Origin of the sequence: Flavobacterium aureirubrum (assembly GCF_038739835.1) — a bacterium.
Taxonomy (GTDB): Bacteria; Bacteroidota; Bacteroidia; order Flavobacteriales; family Flavobacteriaceae; genus Flavobacterium; species Flavobacterium aureirubrum.
In genome coordinates, this window is record NZ_JBCGDO010000015.1 from 1 (window position 1) to 21441 (window position 21441).

At 33.8% G+C, this 21441-nt stretch carries 23 protein-coding genes and 1 pseudogene; 19 read left to right on the top strand and 5 right to left on the bottom strand.

Annotated elements, in window-relative coordinates:
* From WFZ85_RS11085 to WFZ85_RS11105, 5 genes and pseudogenes are all read left to right on the top strand, one after another.
* Positions 1–111: pseudogene (locus WFZ85_RS11085) on the top strand (IS982 family transposase); the annotation flags it as partial.
* Between the two features lie 40 nt (positions 112–151).
* Positions 152–820: a L,D-transpeptidase family protein gene (locus WFZ85_RS11090; protein ID WP_342696360.1), complete on the top strand. Its 669-nt coding sequence runs from the start codon at positions 152–154 to the stop codon at positions 818–820.
* 134 nt (positions 821–954) lie between these two features.
* Positions 955–3174 (top strand): RelA/SpoT family protein, encoded by a 2220-nt coding sequence (locus WFZ85_RS11095; protein WP_342696361.1) that lies wholly within the window; start codon positions 955–957, stop codon positions 3172–3174.
* Between the two features lie 129 nt (positions 3175–3303).
* Complete coding sequence (locus WFZ85_RS11100; RefSeq protein WP_342696362.1) at positions 3304–3756, top strand: Fur family transcriptional regulator; 453 nt, start codon at positions 3304–3306, stop codon at positions 3754–3756.
* A gap of 51 nt (positions 3757–3807) precedes the next feature.
* On the top strand, positions 3808–5079 hold the full coding sequence (locus WFZ85_RS11105; protein WP_342696363.1) for an adenylosuccinate synthase: 1272 nt from the start codon (positions 3808–3810) through the stop codon (positions 5077–5079).
* Between the two features lie 39 nt (positions 5080–5118).
* On the opposite strand, the gene WFZ85_RS11110 is transcribed toward WFZ85_RS11105, so the two are convergent.
* Positions 5119–5640: a CIA30 family protein gene (locus WFZ85_RS11110; protein ID WP_342696364.1), complete on the bottom strand. Its 522-nt coding sequence runs from the start codon at positions 5638–5640 to the stop codon at positions 5119–5121.
* A 175-nt stretch (positions 5641–5815) separates the two neighbouring features.
* Positions 5816–7690: an alpha-amylase family protein gene (locus tag WFZ85_RS11115; RefSeq protein WP_413789738.1), complete on the bottom strand. Its 1875-nt coding sequence runs from the start codon at positions 7688–7690 to the stop codon at positions 5816–5818.
* A gap of 140 nt (positions 7691–7830) precedes the next feature.
* Here WFZ85_RS11115 and WFZ85_RS11120 point away from each other — a divergent pair, with 140 nt between their 5' ends.
* From WFZ85_RS11120 to rlmH, 7 genes are all read left to right on the top strand, one after another.
* Entirely contained in the window at positions 7831–9510 is a 1680-nt protein-coding gene (locus tag WFZ85_RS11120) for an OstA-like protein (protein ID WP_342696365.1), read from the top strand.
* Positions 9510–9755: a hypothetical protein gene (locus tag WFZ85_RS11125; protein WP_342696366.1), complete on the top strand. Its 246-nt coding sequence runs from the start codon at positions 9510–9512 to the stop codon at positions 9753–9755. The genes WFZ85_RS11120 and WFZ85_RS11125 overlap by 1 nt, the downstream gene beginning before the upstream one ends.
* A gap of 26 nt (positions 9756–9781) precedes the next feature.
* On the top strand, positions 9782–10987 hold the full coding sequence (locus WFZ85_RS11130; RefSeq protein WP_342696367.1) for an aspartate aminotransferase family protein: 1206 nt from the start codon (positions 9782–9784) through the stop codon (positions 10985–10987).
* Between the two features lie 158 nt (positions 10988–11145).
* On the top strand, positions 11146–12540 hold the full coding sequence (locus WFZ85_RS11135) for a tetratricopeptide repeat protein (protein WP_342696368.1): 1395 nt from the start codon (positions 11146–11148) through the stop codon (positions 12538–12540).
* A 1-nt stretch (position 12541) separates the two neighbouring features.
* Positions 12542–13036 carry an energy transducer TonB gene (locus tag WFZ85_RS11140; RefSeq protein WP_342696369.1) on the top strand — a complete coding sequence of 165 codons (495 nt, stop codon included), beginning with the start codon at positions 12542–12544 and terminating at the stop codon, positions 13034–13036.
* A complete protein-coding gene (locus tag WFZ85_RS11145) occupies positions 13023–13769 on the top strand; it encodes a shikimate dehydrogenase family protein (RefSeq protein ID WP_342696370.1) in 747 nt (248 codons plus the stop codon). The genes WFZ85_RS11140 and WFZ85_RS11145 overlap by 14 nt, the downstream gene beginning before the upstream one ends.
* A gap of 6 nt (positions 13770–13775) precedes the next feature.
* Complete coding sequence (rlmH, locus tag WFZ85_RS11150; RefSeq protein ID WP_342696371.1) at positions 13776–14249, top strand: 23S rRNA (pseudouridine(1915)-N(3))-methyltransferase RlmH; 474 nt, start codon at positions 13776–13778, stop codon at positions 14247–14249.
* Here rlmH and WFZ85_RS11155 read toward each other — a convergent pair.
* Together WFZ85_RS11155 and folP are read right to left on the bottom strand one after the other, a co-directional pair.
* Complete coding sequence (locus WFZ85_RS11155) at positions 14243–14878, bottom strand: hypothetical protein (RefSeq protein WP_342696372.1); 636 nt, start codon at positions 14876–14878, stop codon at positions 14243–14245. The two genes, rlmH and WFZ85_RS11155, sit on opposite strands and share 7 nt — an antisense overlap.
* Entirely contained in the window at positions 14875–15693 is an 819-nt protein-coding gene (gene folP, locus WFZ85_RS11160; protein WP_342696445.1) for a dihydropteroate synthase, read from the bottom strand. Before folP ends, WFZ85_RS11155 begins: the two co-directional genes overlap by 4 nt.
* Positions 15694–15818: 125 nt before the next feature.
* Here folP and WFZ85_RS11165 point away from each other — a divergent pair, with 125 nt between their 5' ends.
* From WFZ85_RS11165 to WFZ85_RS11195, 7 genes are all read left to right on the top strand, one after another.
* On the top strand, positions 15819–16361 hold the full coding sequence (locus WFZ85_RS11165; protein WP_342696446.1) for a DUF1599 domain-containing protein: 543 nt from the start codon (positions 15819–15821) through the stop codon (positions 16359–16361).
* 50 nt (positions 16362–16411) lie between these two features.
* Positions 16412–17500 (top strand): MauE/DoxX family redox-associated membrane protein, encoded by a 1089-nt coding sequence (locus WFZ85_RS11170; RefSeq protein ID WP_342696373.1) that lies wholly within the window; start codon positions 16412–16414, stop codon positions 17498–17500.
* 372 nt (positions 17501–17872) lie between these two features.
* Complete coding sequence (locus WFZ85_RS11175; protein ID WP_342696374.1) at positions 17873–18370, top strand: TlpA family protein disulfide reductase; 498 nt, start codon at positions 17873–17875, stop codon at positions 18368–18370.
* A complete protein-coding gene (gene tpiA / locus WFZ85_RS11180; RefSeq protein WP_342696375.1) occupies positions 18370–19122 on the top strand; it encodes a triose-phosphate isomerase in 753 nt (250 codons plus the stop codon). Before WFZ85_RS11175 ends, tpiA begins: the two co-directional genes overlap by 1 nt.
* A 130-nt stretch (positions 19123–19252) precedes the next feature.
* Entirely contained in the window at positions 19253–19735 is a 483-nt protein-coding gene (locus WFZ85_RS11185; protein WP_342696376.1) for a hypothetical protein, read from the top strand.
* A gap of 63 nt (positions 19736–19798) precedes the next feature.
* The gene (gene prmA / locus WFZ85_RS11190; protein WP_342696377.1) at positions 19799–20632 is read left to right on the top strand and encodes a 50S ribosomal protein L11 methyltransferase; all 834 of its coding nucleotides are present in this window, start codon (positions 19799–19801) and stop codon (positions 20630–20632) included.
* 33 nt (positions 20633–20665) lie between these two features.
* A complete protein-coding gene (locus WFZ85_RS11195; protein ID WP_342696378.1) occupies positions 20666–20941 on the top strand; it encodes an ATP-dependent Clp protease adaptor ClpS in 276 nt (91 codons plus the stop codon).
* 65 nt (positions 20942–21006) lie between these two features.
* Here the strand turns inward: WFZ85_RS11195 and WFZ85_RS11200 are convergent, their stop codons facing one another.
* A complete protein-coding gene (locus tag WFZ85_RS11200; protein ID WP_342696379.1) occupies positions 21007–21435 on the bottom strand; it encodes a hypothetical protein in 429 nt (142 codons plus the stop codon).
* Positions 21436–21441: the final 6 nt, after the last annotated feature.

Below are 21441 nucleotides of genomic sequence, written 5' to 3' on the forward strand. Positions count from 1 at the left end.
GGTTTTAAAACAAGAATTTTAGCCAAAATAACAGCATTAACATTGGTTCAATATATCAATAAATTCATTTTTGATAGACCAATAAACAATATTAAAAATCAAATAATTTAATTACACCCAACGGGTTCTTTTTATAATAATTGTACTTATTTTGGTTCTATATTTACTAAGAAACCAAATCATCGGAGTGTTTTTCAACTTAAAAGAAAAGCAAACTATTGAAACTGTTTTAAAAAAATATAGTTCAAAGGTAAAAGTTTCATTAAAAAACAATTTTGAAATAAATAGTATCACCTTTGATCATTTTGAAATGGCAATTCTAGCATTTAAAAAAGAACAAGTTGTTGAGTTGTATGTTAGAAAAAATGAAACTGACAATTGGAAATTATTAAAAAAATATCCCTTTACGGCTTTCAGCGGAACAATGGGTCCAAAATTAAAAAATGGCGATAAACAAATCCCCGAAGGTATTTATAAAATGGAATATTTAAACCCAAATAGTTCGTATCACCTTTCTATCAAAGTAAATTACCCAAACACTTTTGACAAAGAAAAAGCCAATTTAGAGCAACGAACTGACTTAGGTGGCGATATCATGATACATGGAAAAAGTGTAACCATTGGTTGTATTCCTGTTGGCGATGATACTATTGAAGAAATTTTTGTTTTGGCTTCTAAAGCTAAAAATGTTAACTTCCCGATTATCATTGCACCACATGACTTTAGAACTAACAAGCTATTTCCTCAAATTGAAACTATTTCGTGGGAAAAAGAACTGTATACATCAATTTCAAAAGAACTAGCTAACTTTAAAATTTAAATTATTTTTTTAATTACTGATAATATTTTCTTAGTCACACTATCCACTCCAAACTCGAAACCACCAACTTTTCTCCTATTCTTTTTGCACATCTCAATAGTAATTCCTAATTTTAGGGAATTGTTAAAAATGCTATGACAGAAGTAGATTTAGATAAAGAAAAAAAAGCCATTGCTCAGGAGTACAAAGAGTTACTTCGCATTAGTTATCAAACCCTAACCGATGCCGATAAAAAAATCATTCGGAAAGCTTTTGACGTAGCCGTTGATGCACATAAAGACCAACGAAGAAAATCAGGTGAAGCCTATATTTTTCATCCTATAGGTGTGGCTAAAATTGTTGCTTCCGAAATTGGACTCGGCGCAACGAGCATTGCCGCTGCTTTGATGCATGATGTGGTGGAAGACACGGATATCACTTTGCAAGATATTGAAAGAATGTTCAATCCTAAAATCGCTCATTTAGTAGAAGGATTGACAAAAATTGCTCAAGTAAAAAAGGACATGAACATCTCGATGCAAGCGGAAAACTTCCGGAAAATGCTATTGACCTTGAATGACGATGTTCGTGTAATTCTTATAAAATTAGCTGATCGTTTGCACAATATGCAAACCATGGACTCCATGCCCGATTACAAACAAGTAAAAATTGCTTCTGAAACCTTATACATTTATGCTCCATTAGCGCATCGTTTGGGATTATACAACATAAAAACTAAATTAGAAGATTTAGGATTAAAATATACTGAACCCGAAGTTTATACAGAAATAGTAAGCAAAATTAAAGAAACCAAAGAAGAACAAGACGCTTACATTGCTACTATTTCGGATGTTTTAAAAAAGTCTTTGAATGAAGAAGGTGTTGACTATGTGATGAAAGGCCGACCAAAATCTATTTATTCCATACGACGAAAAATGGCGGCACAAAACGTGACTTTTGATGAAGTGTATGACAAATTTGCCTTGCGAATTATCTATAAATCTAATCTTCATGACGAAAAGTTTTTAGCCTGGAAAATCTATTCCATTGTAACCGACCATTATCGCCCAAGTCCAAGTCGCTTGCGTGATTGGATTTCATCACCAAAATCAACAGGTTATGAAGCCCTACACATCACGGTAATGGGACCAAAAGGACGATGGGTTGAAATTCAAGTGCGCAGTGAACGTATGGATGAAATTGCCGAAAAAGGATATGCGGCACATTATAAATACAAACAAGGTGCAACAGAAGAAAGTGGCTTAGACACGTGGCTCAACTTACTAAAAGAAGCATTAGAAAGTTCAGAAACCAATGCAGTAGATTTTGTAGAAGATTTCAAAATGAATCTTTATGCTAAGGAGATTTTCGTTTTTACACCTAAAGGAGAAATCAAATCTTTACCTAAAGGCGCCACTTCACTGGATTTTGCATTCAGTATTCATAGTGAAATAGGAATCAAAACACGTGGAACTCGGGTAAATGGAAAGTTAGTACCATTGAACCATGAATTAAAAAGTGGTGATCAAATAGAAATTATTACCTCTGTTCATCAAAAACCCACCATCAACTGGCTTGACTATGTAACGACTTCGAGGGCAAAGAATAAAATTAGAAACGTTCTTAACGAGGACACGAAGAAAATAGCTGAAGACGGCCGTGAACTTTTAACCCGAAAATTGAAACATTTAAAAATTACATTAAATGAAAATGTAATTAATGAAATGGTTAACTTTTTTAAACTGAAAACCAGTTTAGATTTATTTTACCGAGTAGGAATTGGCTCGATTGAAAATCAGCAGCTCAAAGATTTTGCCGCTCAAAAAAGCAATACTTTGATGAATTTCTTTAAAAGTAAAATCAAACGCTCGCCAAGCTCAAACCAAGAAGACATAAATAAACAAGAGCTCAACAAGAACTTTGATATGCTTGTTTTTGGTACAGAACAAGACAAGTTAGACTATAAATTATCGTCTTGCTGCAACCCTATTCCAGGAGATGATGTTTTTGGTTTTATCACTATTAACGAAGGAATAAAGGTTCATAAAAAAGACTGTCCTAATGCCATAACGCTGCAATCCAATTATGCCTATCGCATCATGCCAGCCAAGTGGATTGACTCTTCACAACAGGAGTTCAAAGCTATTTTGAAAATTACAGGCATGGATAGTTTGGGATTAACCAATGAATTGACCAAAGTTATTTCGAATAATATGCACGTTAATATTCAAAGTATTTCCTTGAGTGGCGAAGCAGGAATTTTTAATGGTCAAGTAGCGGTAGTAGTTCAAAATAACACCATTTTAAAAAAGCTGATTGACAATATTAAAAAAATTGATGGTGTTGATAAAGTAACAAGAGTATATACCAATTAGTTGCGGGTTGCGGATTATTGGAAAGAATAAAATGAAATTTAAAGTTAGAATTTTGACATATCAACACTTGGTGTAAAACTTTAAACTTTTAAACTTTTAAACCTTAAACAAAAAAATTACATTTGTCCTATGACACTAATTGCTACTGATAATTCAAAAAATCAAGAAACGGTAAAAAATGTTTTTACATTATATCTTGAAAACAATGGCCATAGAAAAACGCCAGAGCGTTATGCCATCTTACAAGAAATTTACGACAGCGAAGAACATTTTGATATTGAAAATTTGTATATCAAAATGAAGAATAAGAACTATCGGGTTTCTCGTGCCACGTTGTACAACACTATCGAACTTTTGTTGGATTGTGGATTAGTGCGCAAACACCAGTTTGGTCAAAATCAAGCGCATTATGAAAAATCGTATTTCGACAAGCAACACGACCACATCATCATGACTGACACAGGCGAAGTAATTGAGTTTTGTGACCCAAGAATTCAAACCATCAAACAAACTATTGAAGAAATTTTTGGAATAGAAATACACAATCATTCTTTATATTTTTATGCGACTAAAAAGCAATAGAAAATACAACAATACAACAAATACAAGACAACAAATACAACACACAATAAAATGACTGTAGATTTACTACTCGGATTACAATGGGGAGATGAAGGAAAAGGAAAAATAGTAGACGTACTTACTTCAAAATATGATATCATTGCTCGATTTCAAGGCGGACCAAACGCAGGACACACATTAGAATTTGATGGAATTAAGCACGTTTTGAGAACTATTCCATCTGGGATTTTTCATCGTAATAGTATTAATATCATTGGAAATGGGGTTGTGATTGACCCTGTAGTTTTCAAAAGTGAAATTGATGGTTTGGCCAAATTCAATCTAGATCTAAAATCAAAATTAATTATTTCGCGTAAAGCGCATCTAATATTGCCAACTCATCGTTTACTTGATGCCGCATCGGAAGCGTCAAAAGGAAAAGCAAAAATTGGTTCCACGCTAAAAGGAATTGGCCCAACTTATATGGACAAAACGGGTAGAAACGGACTTCGTGTAGGAGATATTGAATTGGCAGATTTCAAGGAACGTTACCGCACTTTGGCAGACAAACATGAAGCCATGATTGCCTTTTATGATGTAAATATTCAATATAATTTACCTGAATTAGAGTCGGAATTTTTTGAAGCCATTGAAGATTTGAAAAAACTACATTTTATTGACAGCGAAGAATATTTGGCTCAAGCTCAAAAAGCAGGAAAATCTATCCTTTGTGAAGGCGCACAAGGTTCGTTACTCGATGTTGATTTTGGAACTTATCCTTTTGTAACTTCTTCTAACACAACTGCTGCTGGTGCTTGTACAGGTTTAGGAATTGCACCCAACAAAATCAAAGAAGTATACGGAATTTTCAAAGCCTATACCACACGTGTAGGTTCGGGACCATTTCCTACTGAAGATTTTACCGAAGCCGGCGATTTAATGGCAAGTGTGGGGAATGAATTTGGAAGCGTTACAGGAAGAAAACGCCGTTGCGGTTGGTTGGATTTAGTGGCGTTGAAATATGCTATTCAAATTAATGGAGTAACCCAACTGATGATGATGAAAGGCGATGTCCTTTCGGGGTTTGCAACGTTGAAAGTTGCTACAGCTTATAACTACAAAGGAGAGGTAATCAAACACTTGCCCTACAATATTGAAGAAGAAAACGTAACTCCTATCTACACCGAACTTAAAGGATGGCAAGCTGATTTAACTGGCATGACAACTTATGAGACTTTACCAAAGGAACTTAAAGATTACATCGAATTCATTGAAAAAGAAGTCGAAGTTCCAATTAAAATTGTTTCAGTTGGACCCGATAGAAAACAAACGATAACTCGATGATTAATAAAGGCCAAACTAAAAAAGTTTGGCCTTTTACTCTTATTTTAAATCAATTTTATCAAGCAGCAATTGAAAGCTTTCCTCTTTTTTGTTTCCAATTAAGAAAGCCATTTCAGACAATCGTTCTCCATCATAGTTAGGAATATCCAACGTCCTTCCTCTGAATGAGGCATACATTTCAGAAATAGGAATTTCAATTGTCTGCCAATCGGTTGTGGTTTGAAATTCATAGATGTAGTTATAATAATCACGGCTATTGGCTTTTACTCTAAACTGGTATTTTTTACCATCTCCTTTTAAACGCAAGGTAAAGCTTTTTTTTCCTTTTAGCGAAAGTGGTTTCATATCGTGTCTTACAGAACAAAATCCGCCATAATTTTCCGTCGATACCGTGCCCTTGAACACACCATGACCCGAAGCATTGATTGTAAATCGGCTAGAAGACAAGCCACCCATAACACCATCGTCTACAATATTCCATGCGCTGTTATTAGTTTTGTCATTAAAATCAAAAAGCAATTCGGAATTCATCATACACGAAAATAAAAATAGTAGAAACATAGAACATAATTTAGAAGTCTAAAATTAACACGATTACTATTTTCACATTACAACTTTAACAAATTATAGTGAATAAATAACGATTGTTTAAGTGTTTAAAATTGTCAATCTAAATCATCTTTGCAACTAAAAAACCCATTTCAATAGAAATAGGTCTTTAAGGCTAAAATTGAATTTATAACTTAAAAATAAAACTTTCACTTGGTTTTATACTAAGCTTTATAGTCCCAATACCGTTTGCAACAATGAGCTGTGCCGTGCTTCCATAAAGTTGCTCTTCTAACGGGTATTGTCCTTCTTTCAAATTCCATTTTGCAATGATATCCGCAGGTACTTTCAACTCAATATTACTAGTCGTTACCCATGAAAAATTAACCACCACAATTAGTTTTTCGGTAGCACTGTACCGCACATAAGAATACAACCCAGGATCATAGTCTTTCGTTTCGTTCCGATTGATGGTTTGAATTTCTTGGTATTTGCCCATCAAAGCATCACTATTTAAAGTAAAATTGAGCAATCGAGAATAGAAATCGCGCAGGTCTTTTTCTTTTGGTGTTAATTGTCCACCATCAAATTTTCCACCATTCATCCAGCGTTGATGACTAGGAACGCCCACATAATCAAAAATTGACGTGCGAGTTGGTTTGCCAAAACCACCGTCTTCATGACCTGCTTCACCCACTTCTTGACCAAAATAAATCATCGTTGGCGAGGAACTAATTGTAGCAGAAAGCACTATCAAGGGTTTTCCTTTTTCGGGTGTACCGGCAAAATCTTTGCTAGCCAAGCGCTGCTCATCATGATTGTCTAAAAAGTGTAACATGTGGTGTTCAATATCCATCATGCTATTTTGAATATCAGAGAGTGGATCGGGCAACGCATTGCCTTGTATCACAGCTTTCAAATGGTCGTAGGTTTCTACTTTGTCATACAAATAATCCATTTTTCCCAGCTTGATGTAATTGCGATACTCTTTTGGGTTATAGACTTCTGCAAGTAAAAAAGCATTGGGATTTTTCATTTTGATGGCCGAGTTCATATAACTCCAAAACTCATGTGGCACCATTTCTGCCATGTCATATCTAAAACCGTCAACACCTTTTGCAATCCAATACAAAGCAATTTCACGGAACTTTTTCCAGGAATCGGGCACGTCTTTATCCTTCCAAAATGCAAAGTGTTCTTTATAATCTTTAGTGTCATAACCTGCTGGCAGTTCAGGAAAATCTTTGGTACCATCGGGTTTAATACCATAGTTTACTTTCACAGTTTCATACCAATCATTAATATCGGGTTTGGCTTCACGCGAACCATTGCCCGTCCATTTTGCAGGAAATTCAGCAAATTTGCCATCAGCCATCGGATGTTTTTCGCCACCAAGTGGTCTGTAACTGTCAGATGTTGGCACTTCAAAAGCTTTGCCTGGTATGTAATAAAAATTGTTGTCACGAGCATATTCCACCGAAGTATTATCATCGGCACCAAAATCTTTTACACCTTTTGGATTGCTCAAACTCTGATAATTGCGCGCAATATGATTAGGAACTATATCAATTATAACTTTCAGACCATTCTTATGCGAACGCGCAATAAGTGCTTCAAACTCTTCCAATCTTTTACTAACATCAACAGCCAAATCGGGATTAACATTGTAGTAATCCTTCACAGCATAAGGTGAACCTGCGCGACCTTTCACCACATCGGGGTCATCATTAGAAATACCATATTTAGTGTAATCTCTAATCACATCATGATGCGGAACGCCAGTGTACCAAATGTGGGTTACGCCCAATTTCTTAATTTCTTGTAACGCTTTGTCGGTAAAATCGTTGAATTTGCCCACGCCATTTTCTTCGATGGTTCCCCAAGGTTTGTTAGTAGAATTTTTATTACCAAACAATCTTGTAAAAACTTGATAAACAACAGCTTTTTTGGGTTGTGTAACCGCTTCGGTTTTATTCTTCATGGGCGTTTTTGATTTTTTTTGGGCAAATGTGATGCAGGAAAGGCAACTAAAAGCCACTACTATTAAAATTATTCTTTTCATAGGATATTCATTTGCCGATTTAGTCGACAACATGCTTTGACAAATATAAAGATTTGATTGAGAAATGGCGTAACATAAAATATTCTTAATAACGATTTTGGTTGTTGCTAATTTCCTAAATTTGACGAAAATTAAACCATTTGAAAAAGTTCCTTTTTTCCATCGGATTATTGTTTTTTATCTTGACACATCTTCAAGCACAAAAATCCTCCAAAATACACGTGGAATACTCCGATTTTGCAGACAGAAATCAGGATGAAGTTCCCGATGCGTTGCTTTTGCGTGGCAATGTTCGAGTAACCCACGAAGGGATTTTATTTACGTGTAATAAAGCCTATTTTTTTGAAAAAGAAAATTATTTAAAAGCATTTGGCGAAGTACAAATGGTGCAAGGCGACACGCTTTTCTTGAACAGTAAATATGCAGAATATAGTGGCGAAGTAAAAAAAGCATATGCGACAGGCAATGTCATTATGCGTTCTCCCGAGTCAACTTTGGTTACTGATACTATTAATTTTGATAGAAATACACAAGAAGCCTATTATAATTCATTGGGAGTAATTACCAATAAAGAGAACATTTTAAAAAGTAAAGCAGGGAAATATTATGCCAATGAAAAAAAGTTCAAATTCACCACAGCCGTTACCATTACCAATCCAAAATATGTGATCAAGTCCAATCATTTAGATTATTATACTAATTCGGGTCACTCCTATTTATTTGGTCCATCAACAATAACGAGTAAAGAAAATTTCATCTACACCGAAAAAGGGTTTTATGACACTAAGAAAAACTTATCTTATTTTAAAAAAAACTCCTATATAAAATACAAAGACCGACGCATTGAAGGTGATAGTTTATTTTATGACAGAAATAGAGAATATGCCTCGGCAACCAATAATGTAAAGATAACCGACACAATTAACAAAGGAATTATCAAAGGGCATTATGCCGAAATCTATCGAAATCTGAAAACGCAAAAAGACTCTATGATGATAACCAAAAGAGCGGTTGCCATCACACTTGTGGAAAACGATTCGATGTATATTCACGGAAAGCGGATGCTAATTACAGGTAAATCGGGCGAAAGAATTATTCGTGCCTATAATAATGTGCGTTTCTACAAAACAGACATGAGTGGAAAATGTGACTCAATCCATTCTGATCAAAAAACGGGTTTAACAAAAATGATTAAAAATCCTATTTTGTGGAACTACGATAATCAAATGACGGGTGATATCATGCATTTAATTTCTAATAAAGAAACCGAAAAACTCGACTCGCTCAAAGTGCTAAACAATTCGTTCATCATCTCGAAAGACACATTGAGCACAGGATATAATCAGGTTAAAGGTCAAAATCTGTACGGAAAATTTAAAGATAACAAGCTGAGAGAAGTGGATATTATCAAAAACACCGAAGTTATTTATTACATGCGGAACGACAACCAAGAATTGATAGGTATTAACAAAAGTGTAAGTAGCAAAATCAACATGGTTTTAGATAAAAACACTATCGAAACTATTACCACTTATAATCAAATCGATGGCGATATTTATCCAGAAACGGAATTACCCGAAAACGCAAGGAAATTGCGGGGTTTTATTTGGCGCGGCGATGAACGAATAAAAACCAAGGAAGATATTTTTTCTCCAGAAGAAAACGAACTCGAAGCTAAAATTCAAGAAAAAAGAAAAAAAGATAAAGAAAAAGATAACCAACCGTTACTTCCGAGCGCAGCAACCTTGAATTACGATAAGAAAAATCCAAAGCCCAAAGTAAAAAGTAAAGAAGTAAGTTCTAAACCTATGGTAAAATAATGGTTACGCAAATTTGCCCCAAATGCAAAAAAGACGCGTTCACCTGGCATGAAAGTGATGTCTTATCTAACTTTACTGTGTGGAGTTGTAATGCGTGTCCGCTTCAAATATTTGAAGACGATAGCGATGAGGAACCATGCGAACATTGTGGTGAAGTAACTAAAACTTTCCTACAAAGTCAAGAAGAGCAATTCAACTGGTGTGCCAATTGCAATGCTGTTACCAATTACCAAAAAAACGAATAAAACGATTGTCTATCAGTGGATAAAAAATGAAAGAAGATTTTTTAAAATATCAAGCACAAACCTCACCATATCCTCTTGGAATGAGTGTTTTTTATGCTTTGGGTTCTTATATTTATAGTTGCGATAGTAAAAAATATTTAGATTTTGTGGCAGGCGTTTCAGCTTGCTCATTAGGTCATCAACATCCAAGAGTAAATCAAGCCATCAAAGACCAATTGGATAAATATTCACACGTGATGGTGTATGGCGAATATGCGCAACATCCGGCAGTAGAATATTGCAAATTACTGGTTGAAAATTTACATCCGAGTTTAAATAAAGTGTACTTGGTCAATTCAGGAACCGAAGCTTGTGAAGGTGCATTAAAACTAGTTCGCCGTGTTACTGGAAGAAGTCAGTTAATTTCATGTCATAATGCATATCATGGCAATACCATGGGTTCGATGAGCGTTATGGGTTTTGAGGAACGCAAACAGGTTTTTCGACCATTAATTCCTGATGTTGACTTCATTACTTTTAACAACGAAGCCGATTTAGAAAAAATAACTACAAAAACAGCTGGAATAATTCTAGAAAGCATTCAAGGTGGTGCAGGATTTATTGAACCTCAGCATGATTTTTTAGCGAAAGTAAAAAAACGTTGCGAAGAAGTAGGCGCATTGATGATTGTTGACGAAATCCAACCAGGTTTTGGTAGAACCGGCAAACTGTTTGGCTACGAAAATTATAATGTTGTTCCCGATGTGGTTATCATCGGAAAAGGAATGGCAGGCGGAATGCCCGTTGGCGGATTTATTGCCAACAATAAATACATGGATTTACTCAGTCATGACCCAAAACTGGGACACATTACCACTTTTGGCGGTCATCCTGTCATTGCGGCAGCGTGTTTGGCTACTTTGCAAGAAATTCTTGAAAAAGATTATGCCGCGCAATCGTTGGCAAAAGAAAAACTATTCAGAGAACTTTTAGTCCATCCATTGATTAAGGAAGTTAGAGGAAAAGGATTGATGCTTGCTGCTATGACTGAAAGCGCAGACATTACAAACCAAGTTATTTTTAAATGTCAAGACAAAGGTTTAATACTTTTTTGGTTACTTTTTGAACCTAATGCCATCCGAATTACGCCACCATTAACTATTTCTGAGGATGAAATTAGAGAAGGTTGTGGCATTATTATTGAGGCTATGGATGAAGTAGTTAGGAGTGGGAAATTGGGAGATAGAAGTTGAAAATTTAAAGTTACTAACAAGTCGCGACCTTCAACCCGCAACTCGTATCTCGACACCCAATTAGTTGTTAATTAAATTGTTTACAACAATAAAATCAACAATTCAATAAAAGCCATCATTTAGCTACTTTTATTAAGGATAATTTTAAACCTACTATTATGCACTTGGATTATAACGAAGAAGACCAAAACTTATCCTTGTCGAAGTTTGAATCGATGTTGAAAACCAACAAAGTGTTTTTCTTTGACTCGGAGGAATTCGAAGATATCATTTTGCATTATCTTGATATGGGCAAAGCCACTTTGGCCAAAAAAGCATTGAAGTTAGGATTAGAACAACACCCAAAATCAACGGGATTAAAACTCGTTCAAGTTGAAATATTGGTTTATGATGATAAATTGGATCAAGCAGAAAAGTTGTTAAACGAACTATATGCGATCGAACCGACAAACGAAGAAATCTACATCCAAAAGGCTAGTATTTATTCAAAAAGAGATGAGCACGAAAAAGCTGTTGAATTTTTAAAAACCGCACTAAAATATACTGAAGACCTTGCTGGTGTCTACAACTTAATTGGAATGGAATACCTCTTTATGGATAGTTTAGAATTGGCAAAAGAAAACTTTATCAAATGTCTTGAGGAAGATATTGAAGACCAATCGGCTTTATATAATGTGGTGTATTGCTACGAATTTTTAGATCAAAATCTTGAAGCGATTGACTATCTAAAAACATATATCGATAAAAATCCATATAGTGAAATCGCTTGGCATCAAATGGGTAGATTATATTATGGCGTTAAAGACTATAAGAACGCAGTAGAAGCTTTTGATTATGCTACCTTAATAGATGATGAGTTTATTGGCGCTTTTATGGAAAAAGGGAAAGCTTTGGAACGATTAAAACGCTATGAGGAAGCCATTGAAAGCTATCAAACTACTATTGACTTAGATGATCCAACTTCCTATGCTTTACTTCGCATTGGTAAATGCCACGAAAAATTAGGTCGAAAAGCTGAAGCATTAAAATATTACAATAAAACAGTGCACGAAGACCCGCTTTTAGACAAAGGCTGGATTGCAATTACTGATTATTACATAGGTCAAAAAAGCTTTCAAAAAGCACTATATTTTGTCAATAAAGCATTAGCAATCGATGACCAAAATCGCTTGTATTGGAAACGATTTGGAGCAATAAATAAAGCCATCAACAATTATGAAGAAGCTGAGTTTGGCTACCGTAAAGCAGTCGAATATGGAGATATTCAGTTAGACACTTGGTTGTTTTGGGTAGATATGATGCATCAAATGGGTGAATACAATAATGCCATTTTAACTTTAATTCAAGCGTCGGAGTATTTCCCTGAAGAAGCCGAAATCGAATACCGTTTGGCTGGTTTACACTTATCGTTACACGAAGATGAAAAAGGAAATTTTCATCTAAGCAACGGACTTCGATTGAATGTAAAACACCTATCACTCTTAAAGGAAATGTTTCCAATGATTTGGGAGTTGAAATCAGTTCAAGAATTTATTTCGAAAAATAAAAAATAACATGAAAATAAAAATTTTATTAGCTAGCATTTTCTTTTTTGTTGTTTACAAAGCACAATCTATTGTATCAAATATTAGAAATGAAAAATCCGGAACAGAAATTTATTGGAAAACAAATCAAATTGTCAATAAGAAGACTGTTCTTATCGAAGAACAAACAAAAAACAACGATACCATAGTTTATACCGATAATAGCGTAACAGTAAAACCTGAATTTCCCGGAGGAAATGAGACCTTTAACGCTCATGTGAATATTTTTGTTAAAAAAGAAAATAATATAAAACATGATGTTTTTGTCAGCTTTATTGTTGAAAAAACTGGCGAAGTATCTAACATCAAAATCTTTAGAAGTGTCGATACAACTACCAGTGAAGAAACTGATAAAGAGATAATCGAAATAATAAAAAATTCTCCAAGATGGAAACCGGGCGAACTTTTAGGTAAAAAAGTTCGATGCATGGTTCCGTTATTTTTAACCATTGATGGAAAATATTAATAGACTGTATGGCCTTGTTGGAAAAAACATTTCCTATTCGTTTTCTAAAAAATATTTCACCGAAAAGTTTATCTCAGGTAATTTTGAAGGTTTTGTTTACGAAAATTTCGATATACAATCCATTGAAGAATTTCCAAAAATCATTACTGAAAATCCCGATTTAAAAGGACTGAACGTAACCATTCCATATAAAGAAGAAATAATTCCTTATCTAAATAAATTATCAAAAAAAGCAGCGCAAATTGGTGCCGTAAATGTTATACGTTTTACTAAAAAAGGTAAACTAAAAGGTTACAATTCAGATTATTATGGATTTAAGAAATCATTACAACCTTTATTGCAATCCCATCATAAAAAAGCGTTAATTCTCGGAACTGGTGGCGCAGCCAAAGCAGTGGCTTTTGCACTCAACGAACTCGGAATTATTTACACCTTTGTTTCTCGCCAAGATAAAGAAGGCATGATCGATTATGATAGAATAAACGCGACCACTTTTGATAACTATCATATTATTATCAATTGTACACCTTTGGGAACAAGTCCTGAAACAGCCGAATTTCCTCCACTTCCTTATAATTTCTTCACTAAAAAACATATCGCTTTTGACCTGATTTACAATCCGGAGGAAACACAATTTCTGAAAAAAGCTAAAAAAAATGGTGCGATAACAAAAAACGGTTATGAAATGTTGGTTTTTCAAGCAGAAAAAGCGTGGAAAATTTGGAATAAATAAGTAACCATGAACATCAAACTAATCGCCATAGGGAAAACCGATAACAAATCGTTACAAACTTTGATTGACGATTATACTAAACGTTTATCTTTTTACATCAAATTTGATTTGGAAATCATTCCTGATATAAAAAACGTAAAAAACTTATCGGAAAGCCAACAAAAAGAAAAAGAAGGCGAACTGATTTTAGCCAAACTGAATCCTACTGATCAATTGATTTTGTTAGACGAAAATGGAAATTCCTTTTCTAGTATCCAATTTGCTGATTATTTACAAAAGAAGATGAATTCGGGAGTAAAAACTCTGGTTTTTGTAATTGGTGGACCATACGGATTTAGTGAACAAGTCTACAAAAAATCAGCAGGAAAAATTTCATTATCTGCGATGACTTTTTCGCATCAAATGGTACGATTATTTTTTATTGAACAATTGTATCGAGGCTTTACCATTTTAAGAAACGAACCCTACCATCATCAATAAATATATTCCAAATTATTATTGATGACAATTCCTTTTTTGGTAATGGCCATTTGCTTCAAAAAGAATTCATATTCTATGTATTTCCCAAAAGACATTCCTTTATCAAAAGAAAAGAAAATCTTTGATTTATTGTCAACACTCAAATTATTGATAAAATCTCCTAGTTCATTCTTAGAAAAAACTTGATCTCTAAAGTGCACTAAATCATTTCTGTCTAAATAAAAATGTGTAACAAATACATCTGGCTTTTCGAGCTTGTATTTCACTTTTGTAAAGGGTAAAAAAGCTAAAGTTTTCTTTACTGTGTCCGTATAGGTAAAATAATTTTCGGAAGATTCGCTTTTATGCATACTTCCCTCCTTTTTATTCTGCAACTTCTTTATTTCTAAAATTACCTTTCGAAGTGGCAATCTTTTATCAATATTGAACAACCAATTGGTAGAACTTATCGTATTTTTTCTATTAACATCAACAATGGTGTCTTGTTCTTGTATTTTAAAAAAGAAATAAACAGGCGAATGATCTTTCACGTCTGCTAGAACGGTTTCTTTTGCCATAGGTAAAAGTACTTCTTTATCTTGGCAGGAAAACAGTAAACTACAAAATCCTAATAAAGCTATTTTTTTCATAATTGTGATACCAATTTTATACATTCGACAGCTTCTTTTACATCGTGAACTCTTAAAATAGAAGCGCCTTTTTGAAGTGCAATTGTGTTGAGGACAGAAGTTCCATTTAGAGCAAATTCTGGCGTGGTTTCTAACGTCTTGTAAATCATTGATTTTCTTGAAACACCAATTAATATCGGCAATTCTACCATTTGAAATAGTTCCAAATTATTCAAAACTTGAAAATTTTGTTCAAGCGTTTTTGCAAATCCAAAACCCGGATCAATTATTAAATCGTTGATGCCAAAACTACGAGCCAAAGCTACTTTCTCTGAAAAATAAAAAAGCATTTCTTTGGTAATATTTTCATAATGCGCCAGACTTTGCATCGTTTTTGGATTGCCCTTCATGTGCATCATAATGTACGGCACTTGGAGTTGAGCAACAGTTTCCATCATGTTTGCATCTAAACTTCCAGCAGCAATATCATTCACCATACAAGCGCCATTTTGTATTGCCTCTTTTGCAACATTGGCACGAAAAGTATCGACCGATATTAGTGTATCAGGAAAATTTTTCAAAACTAAATCTACTATCGGAATTAAACGGCTTATCTCTTCTTGTTCCGAAACAAATTCGGCACTAGGTTTGCTGGAATAGCCACCAATATCAATAAAAGTTGCACCTTCAACCAGCATTTTTTCTACTTGTGAAAGCACACTTTTTCCATCTTGGTATTTACCACCATCGTAAAAAGAATTGGGTGTAACATTTACTATTCCCATTACTTTTGGAACTGATAAATCAATAAGATTTCCTAAACAATTGATGGTCATTTTAATTCTTAACTGAGTTATAGGATTTTGTACTTTGTACTTCAATCTTTATTCTTTACTTTTGACACGACAGCATCAAGTAATCAAATAAAATGCTGTAAAATTTGATACAAATATACACTGAAATGAGTAATACTTCTCAAGAATATGACAAGGTTATCGCGATTTGTCGCGAACTTTATATCAATAAAATGAAAGATTATGGAAGTGCTTGGCGCATCTTGAGATTACCTTCATTAACCGACCAGATATTCATTAAAGCACAACGCATTAGAAGTTTACAACAAAACGAAATTCGAAAAGTAGACGAAGATGAAACAGGTGAATTCATTGGTATTATTAATTATGCAATCATGGCTTTAATTCAAATAGAACTTGGTGTTGTGGATCAACCTGATTTAGACGTAGTTTCAGCAATAACATTATACAACGAAAAAGTAGCATTGACCAAATCATTAATGGAAGTAAAAAATCACGATTATGGTGAAGCGTGGCGCGAAATGCGTGTGAGTTCACTAACTGATTTGATACTGCAAAAATTACTTCGTGTAAAACAAATTGAAGACAATAAAGGTAAAACTCTAGTATCAGAAGGTATTGACGCCAATTACCAAGACATGATAAACTATGCTATATTCGCATTGATTTTAATGAAATTTGGACAATAACACTTGTCCCAAAACCTCGGGATTGCTCAGGGTTACAAAAAAAATAAAGTATGACAACATCTAAAAACAACATTACTTGGGGAATTAGAATTCTAATTTCATTTTTGTTCTTGCTATCAGCAGTTGCAAAATTATATCCTTCGCCTTACTTCGCCATTTCCACTTTTGAAGTAAAACAATTGTATCCAATGGGATTTTCAGAGAGTTTTGCTCCGTATTTTTCAAGAATTCTTATTGGAATTGAGCTTGCATTGGGCATTTTAATTCTACAAAAAAACTTTCTACGAAGTTTAATTATTCCGTCAACAATACTGATTTTAGCGGTTTTTACAGCACATTTAACAATTGAAACCATACAAAATGGCGGTAATGCCGGAAATTGTGGCTGTTTTGGAAGTTTATTGCCAATGACGCCTATTGAAGCCATCATAAAAAATGTAATTGCTATGGTTTTTCTTGTTGGGCTATTTATCATTATGCAAAAAACGAATGAAAGAAAAGATAATTTTTGGGTACTGACTACCATAACTTTTGCATCAATTTTATTGTTATTCATGATTGCACCAATCCAACCAATAGAAAGTAAGTTTACCGTTTCTATGCCTGAAGAAACAATAAATGACACTCTTACGGAAACGAGTATTGATACTATCGCAGTTAAAAAAATAACAGATACAATAGAAAAAGTGAAAGTTGTTACTGAAATTGCAAAAGCAGAACCAACTGAACCCGAAAAAAAGAAATCAGGTTATGCGCAATATTTTTCATCAATAGATAAAGGTCGAAAAACCCTTTGTTTCTTTGTTCCTGGATGCGACCATTGTCGCGTTGCAGCAAAAGAGTTGACAGAATTGAAAAAAACAACAAAAAACTTTCCTGAAATTTCTATCATTTTTATGAATGAAGAAGCCGATTTAATTCCTGCTTTTTTCAAAGAAGCGGGTGCAGAGTATCCATATAAAATAATTGAAGTGATTCCTTTTTGGAATGTATTAGGCTCAAAAAGAGACACGCCTGGTATCAAATATCTGTGGAACGGGAATGAATTAAAATATTATGATGGTATTAACGCAAATAAATTTGATATCACTGATTATCAAAAACTAATAAATAAACCTTATTCTGAGTTAAAGAAATAACTTTTTTTTCCTACATTTATAAGTAATTAAGACTTTTCTATTATGATTAAATATATAATGTCAAAAAGTTTGTATCAACGAGCATTCATAGGGATTGTTGCCTGCATACTTATTTTTATTTTCGGCTATTTCGTTTTGAATCATATTTCAACTATGGAAGACCCACCGTTGGGTAATACTATTTATATTTTAATTGGCAGCGCTCTAACTTTTTTACCTGTTTTGGGCGTTATCTTAATTTTTAAATATTTATACGATACTAAAAAGAAAAAAGAAAGACGCTTACGTAGAAGAAAAAAGCACAGACTGTTCTTTTTAAAAGATACTACGAAGGGTCAAAATATTTAAATTAACATCTTGAATTTTATAAAAATGAAAAAAATAACACTATGTCTCGTTGTTGCGATTATCAGTCTATCATGTACTAATGCACAAAAAAAAGAGTTTTCAAAAGAAAGCTTATCAAAAAAAATGATTACACCAGCCAATACTGAAATCACATTTAAAGAAGTAGTAAAAAAACACCAAGGAAAAGTTACTGTAATCGAAGTTTGGGCTTCATGGTGCAGTGATTGCGTGAAAGCAATGCCCAAAGTAAAAGAAATGCAAGCTAATAACCCAAGTGTTGACTACGTTTTTATTTCTATGGATAAAGCTTTTGACAAATGGCAAGCCGGAATGGAAAAACACGAACTAAAAGGAGATCATTATTGGGTAACAGATGGAATGAAAGGCGAATTTGGAAAATCGATAGATTTAGACTGGATTCCTCGCTATATTATTTTGGATAAAAAGGGTGACATAATTACTTATAGAGCTATTGAAACAGATTTTGAACAAATTAATGAGACTTTAAAAAAATTAGAATAATGAGACAAAAAATTGTTGCTGGAAATTGGAAAATGCACAAAAATGCCGAAGAAACGGAAGATTTATTAAATGATTTAATTGATAAATTACCAAACGATATCGAGGCACAAATTATTGTAGCACCAACATTTGTAAACCTTTCATCGGCTGTTGATCATTTAGAATTTACCAATATTGGCGTTGCTGCACAAAATATGCATCAAAATGAAAGTGGCGCTTACACAGGTGAAATATCAGCAGCTATGTTAAAAAGTATTGGTGTAAATATTGTAATCCTCGGACATTCAGAACGTCGTGCCTATTTTCACGAAACAGATACCATTTTGGCACAAAAAGTAACCACTGCTTTAAAACACGATATGACTATAATATTTTGTTTTGGTGAAGAATTAAAAGACAGGCAAAACAAACAACACTTCAATGTAGTAGAAAATCAACTTCGCGATGGTTTATTCCATATTGAAAATAAAGATTGGGAACAAATTGTTTTAGCCTACGAACCGGTTTGGGCAATTGGAACGGGAGAAACTGCGTCGCCAGATCAAGCGCAAGAAATGCACGAATTTATCAGAGAAACTATCCGAAAAAGATTTGGAAGTGACGTTGCCGAAGATGTTTCTATTTTATATGGCGGAAGTGTCAAACCAGATAATGCCAAAGAAATATTCTCAAAACCCGATGTTGATGGTGGATTAATTGGTGGTGCAGCATTAAAAGCTGATGATTTTGCAGCCATCGTAAATTCGATTTAAGAAAAATCTCTTCAATAAAGAAACCTTTCATTAATTTGAAAGGTTTTTTTTATATATTTTATAAATAATACGCATTTCATCAATAATATTTGCTTTTAGTCGGACTAATATACTACTTTAGCAACTATAAATGTCAACAAATCAGATGAAAACAACCTGCACTATTTTATTCCTATGCTTATTCAGCATCGGCATGCGAGCCCAAATCGATATTCAAAAACGTTTCCAATCCGACTCACGGAAATACTACGTCTGGAATAATGAATATGAAAAATATGAACTTCAAGAAACCGAATATGAGAACTCTGTAATTGACATTCGAGAAATTGGGTCAAAAACAAATGGATACATCGTTATCTCGATGATTGATAACGGACAAAGTAGATTGCACCACGGTTCGATTTATAACTTTACTAAGGACAGCGAAACCGAAGGTTCGTGGTCGATAAAATCAAAGTTTATGAAAGCAAAACTTACGTATAATCCAAAAGATAACACCATCACGTATTTATATGATGCTGATAATAAACGCTATCTAAAATTGATGATTTTCAGTGTTGCACCTGATGAGTTACCAAATGCAAGTTTGAAAGCGATAGTGAAATCAGATTAAATTTCTCTTTATAATCTGCTTTTTGCAAGCTTTCGAATGTTACCTTTGCAAAAACAATTGTTGATGTCAAATAGTTATTTAGGGTATCATTTTTCAGTAGAACCCAAAGAGTTAGGATCAGAAATTCTCATTGCTGAATTGGGAGAGAAACCGTTTGAAAGTTTTATTGAAACCGATAATGGTTTTATTGCCTATATTCAAAAAGACCTTTGGACCGAAGATATGCTGAACGATATTTATCTTTTAACATCTCCAGAGTTTACCATTTCATACACTATTGAAGAAATAGAACAAGTGAACTGGAATGAAGAATGGGAAAAAAACTTTGAACCGATTGATGTAGATGGAAAATGCCATGTTCGTGCACCATTTCATCCTAAAACTGATGCTGAATTTGATATTGTTATAGAGCCCAAAATGAGTTTTGGAACAGGTCATCATGAAACTACTCACATGATGATACAACACCTTTTAGAAACCGATGTTAAGAATTTAAAAACACTCGATATGGGTTGTGGCACGGCAATTTTAGCTATTCTTGCCGAGATGAAAGGCGCACAACCGATCGATGCCATCGATATTGACAACTGGTGTTATCTAAACTCTATTGAAAATGCAGAACGCAATAATTGCCATAAAATTACTGTTTATGAAGGCGATGCCACTTTATTAAAAAATAAAAAATACGACTTGATTATTGCTAATATCAACCGAAACATATTGTTAAATGATATGCAACACTATGTGGAGTGTTTAAACAAAAATGGCATTCTTTTATTAAGTGGTTTTTATAACGAAGACATTCCGTTTATAGAGGCTTCTTGTACCGAAAAAGGACTAACTTTTGTTAAAAAATTTGAAAGAAACAATTGGGTTTCTTTAAAATATGTAAATTAGCTTTTGAATTTTTAGAATTTAAATCCTTTGCAAATGAGCACAATAGAAAAAATTAAAGAAGATTTTTTAGTTGAAGAACAAATCGGAATAAACAACGAGATAGTTTTGTTTAATGATGATGTAAACACATTTGACCACGTTATTGACACTTTAATTCGTGTTTGTAATCATACATCGGAACAGGCAGAACAGTGCGCAATTCTTGTTCATTATAAAGGAAAATGCACGGTAAAAACAGGAAGTTTTGATGAGTTAAAACCACAATGCACACAGTTATTGGAAGCCGGTTTAAGCGCGGAGATAGTTTAACAAGTTTATAATGTTTATAAAGTTTAATTTTGTTTGACTGAACACTAATCGCTGAATACTGAACACTAACCCTTAAACTTCCAGTCAAATTCGTCGTTATCTTTTATAATCGCTCCGATTTCTACTCGAATGACTACTCCAAATTCCGATTGAAGAATTAACCAATTACTTTCATTAAAATGATTCACAGTAGAATCAAAATCTTCTTGTTCCCATGACTTAAAAGGCAATTCGTTTTTTAACTCTTCTACATTTATCCCAACGACTTTTTTATCCAGAAGTGTTGCTTCGGGATTAGATGTAATGATATAACCCAAACGAAATCCTTCATCTTCATAAAACGTTAATCGTAACTTTTCCGCAAAGTACAGATAAATACAATTGCCGTCATCGTCATTAAACTGCTTGTTTGGTTTGCCATAAATAGCTTCAACATGGTTTTGTTTCATGCCAAAAAGCAATTTATCGATACCGTTTTTTGGATTAATTTTCATAGTTGT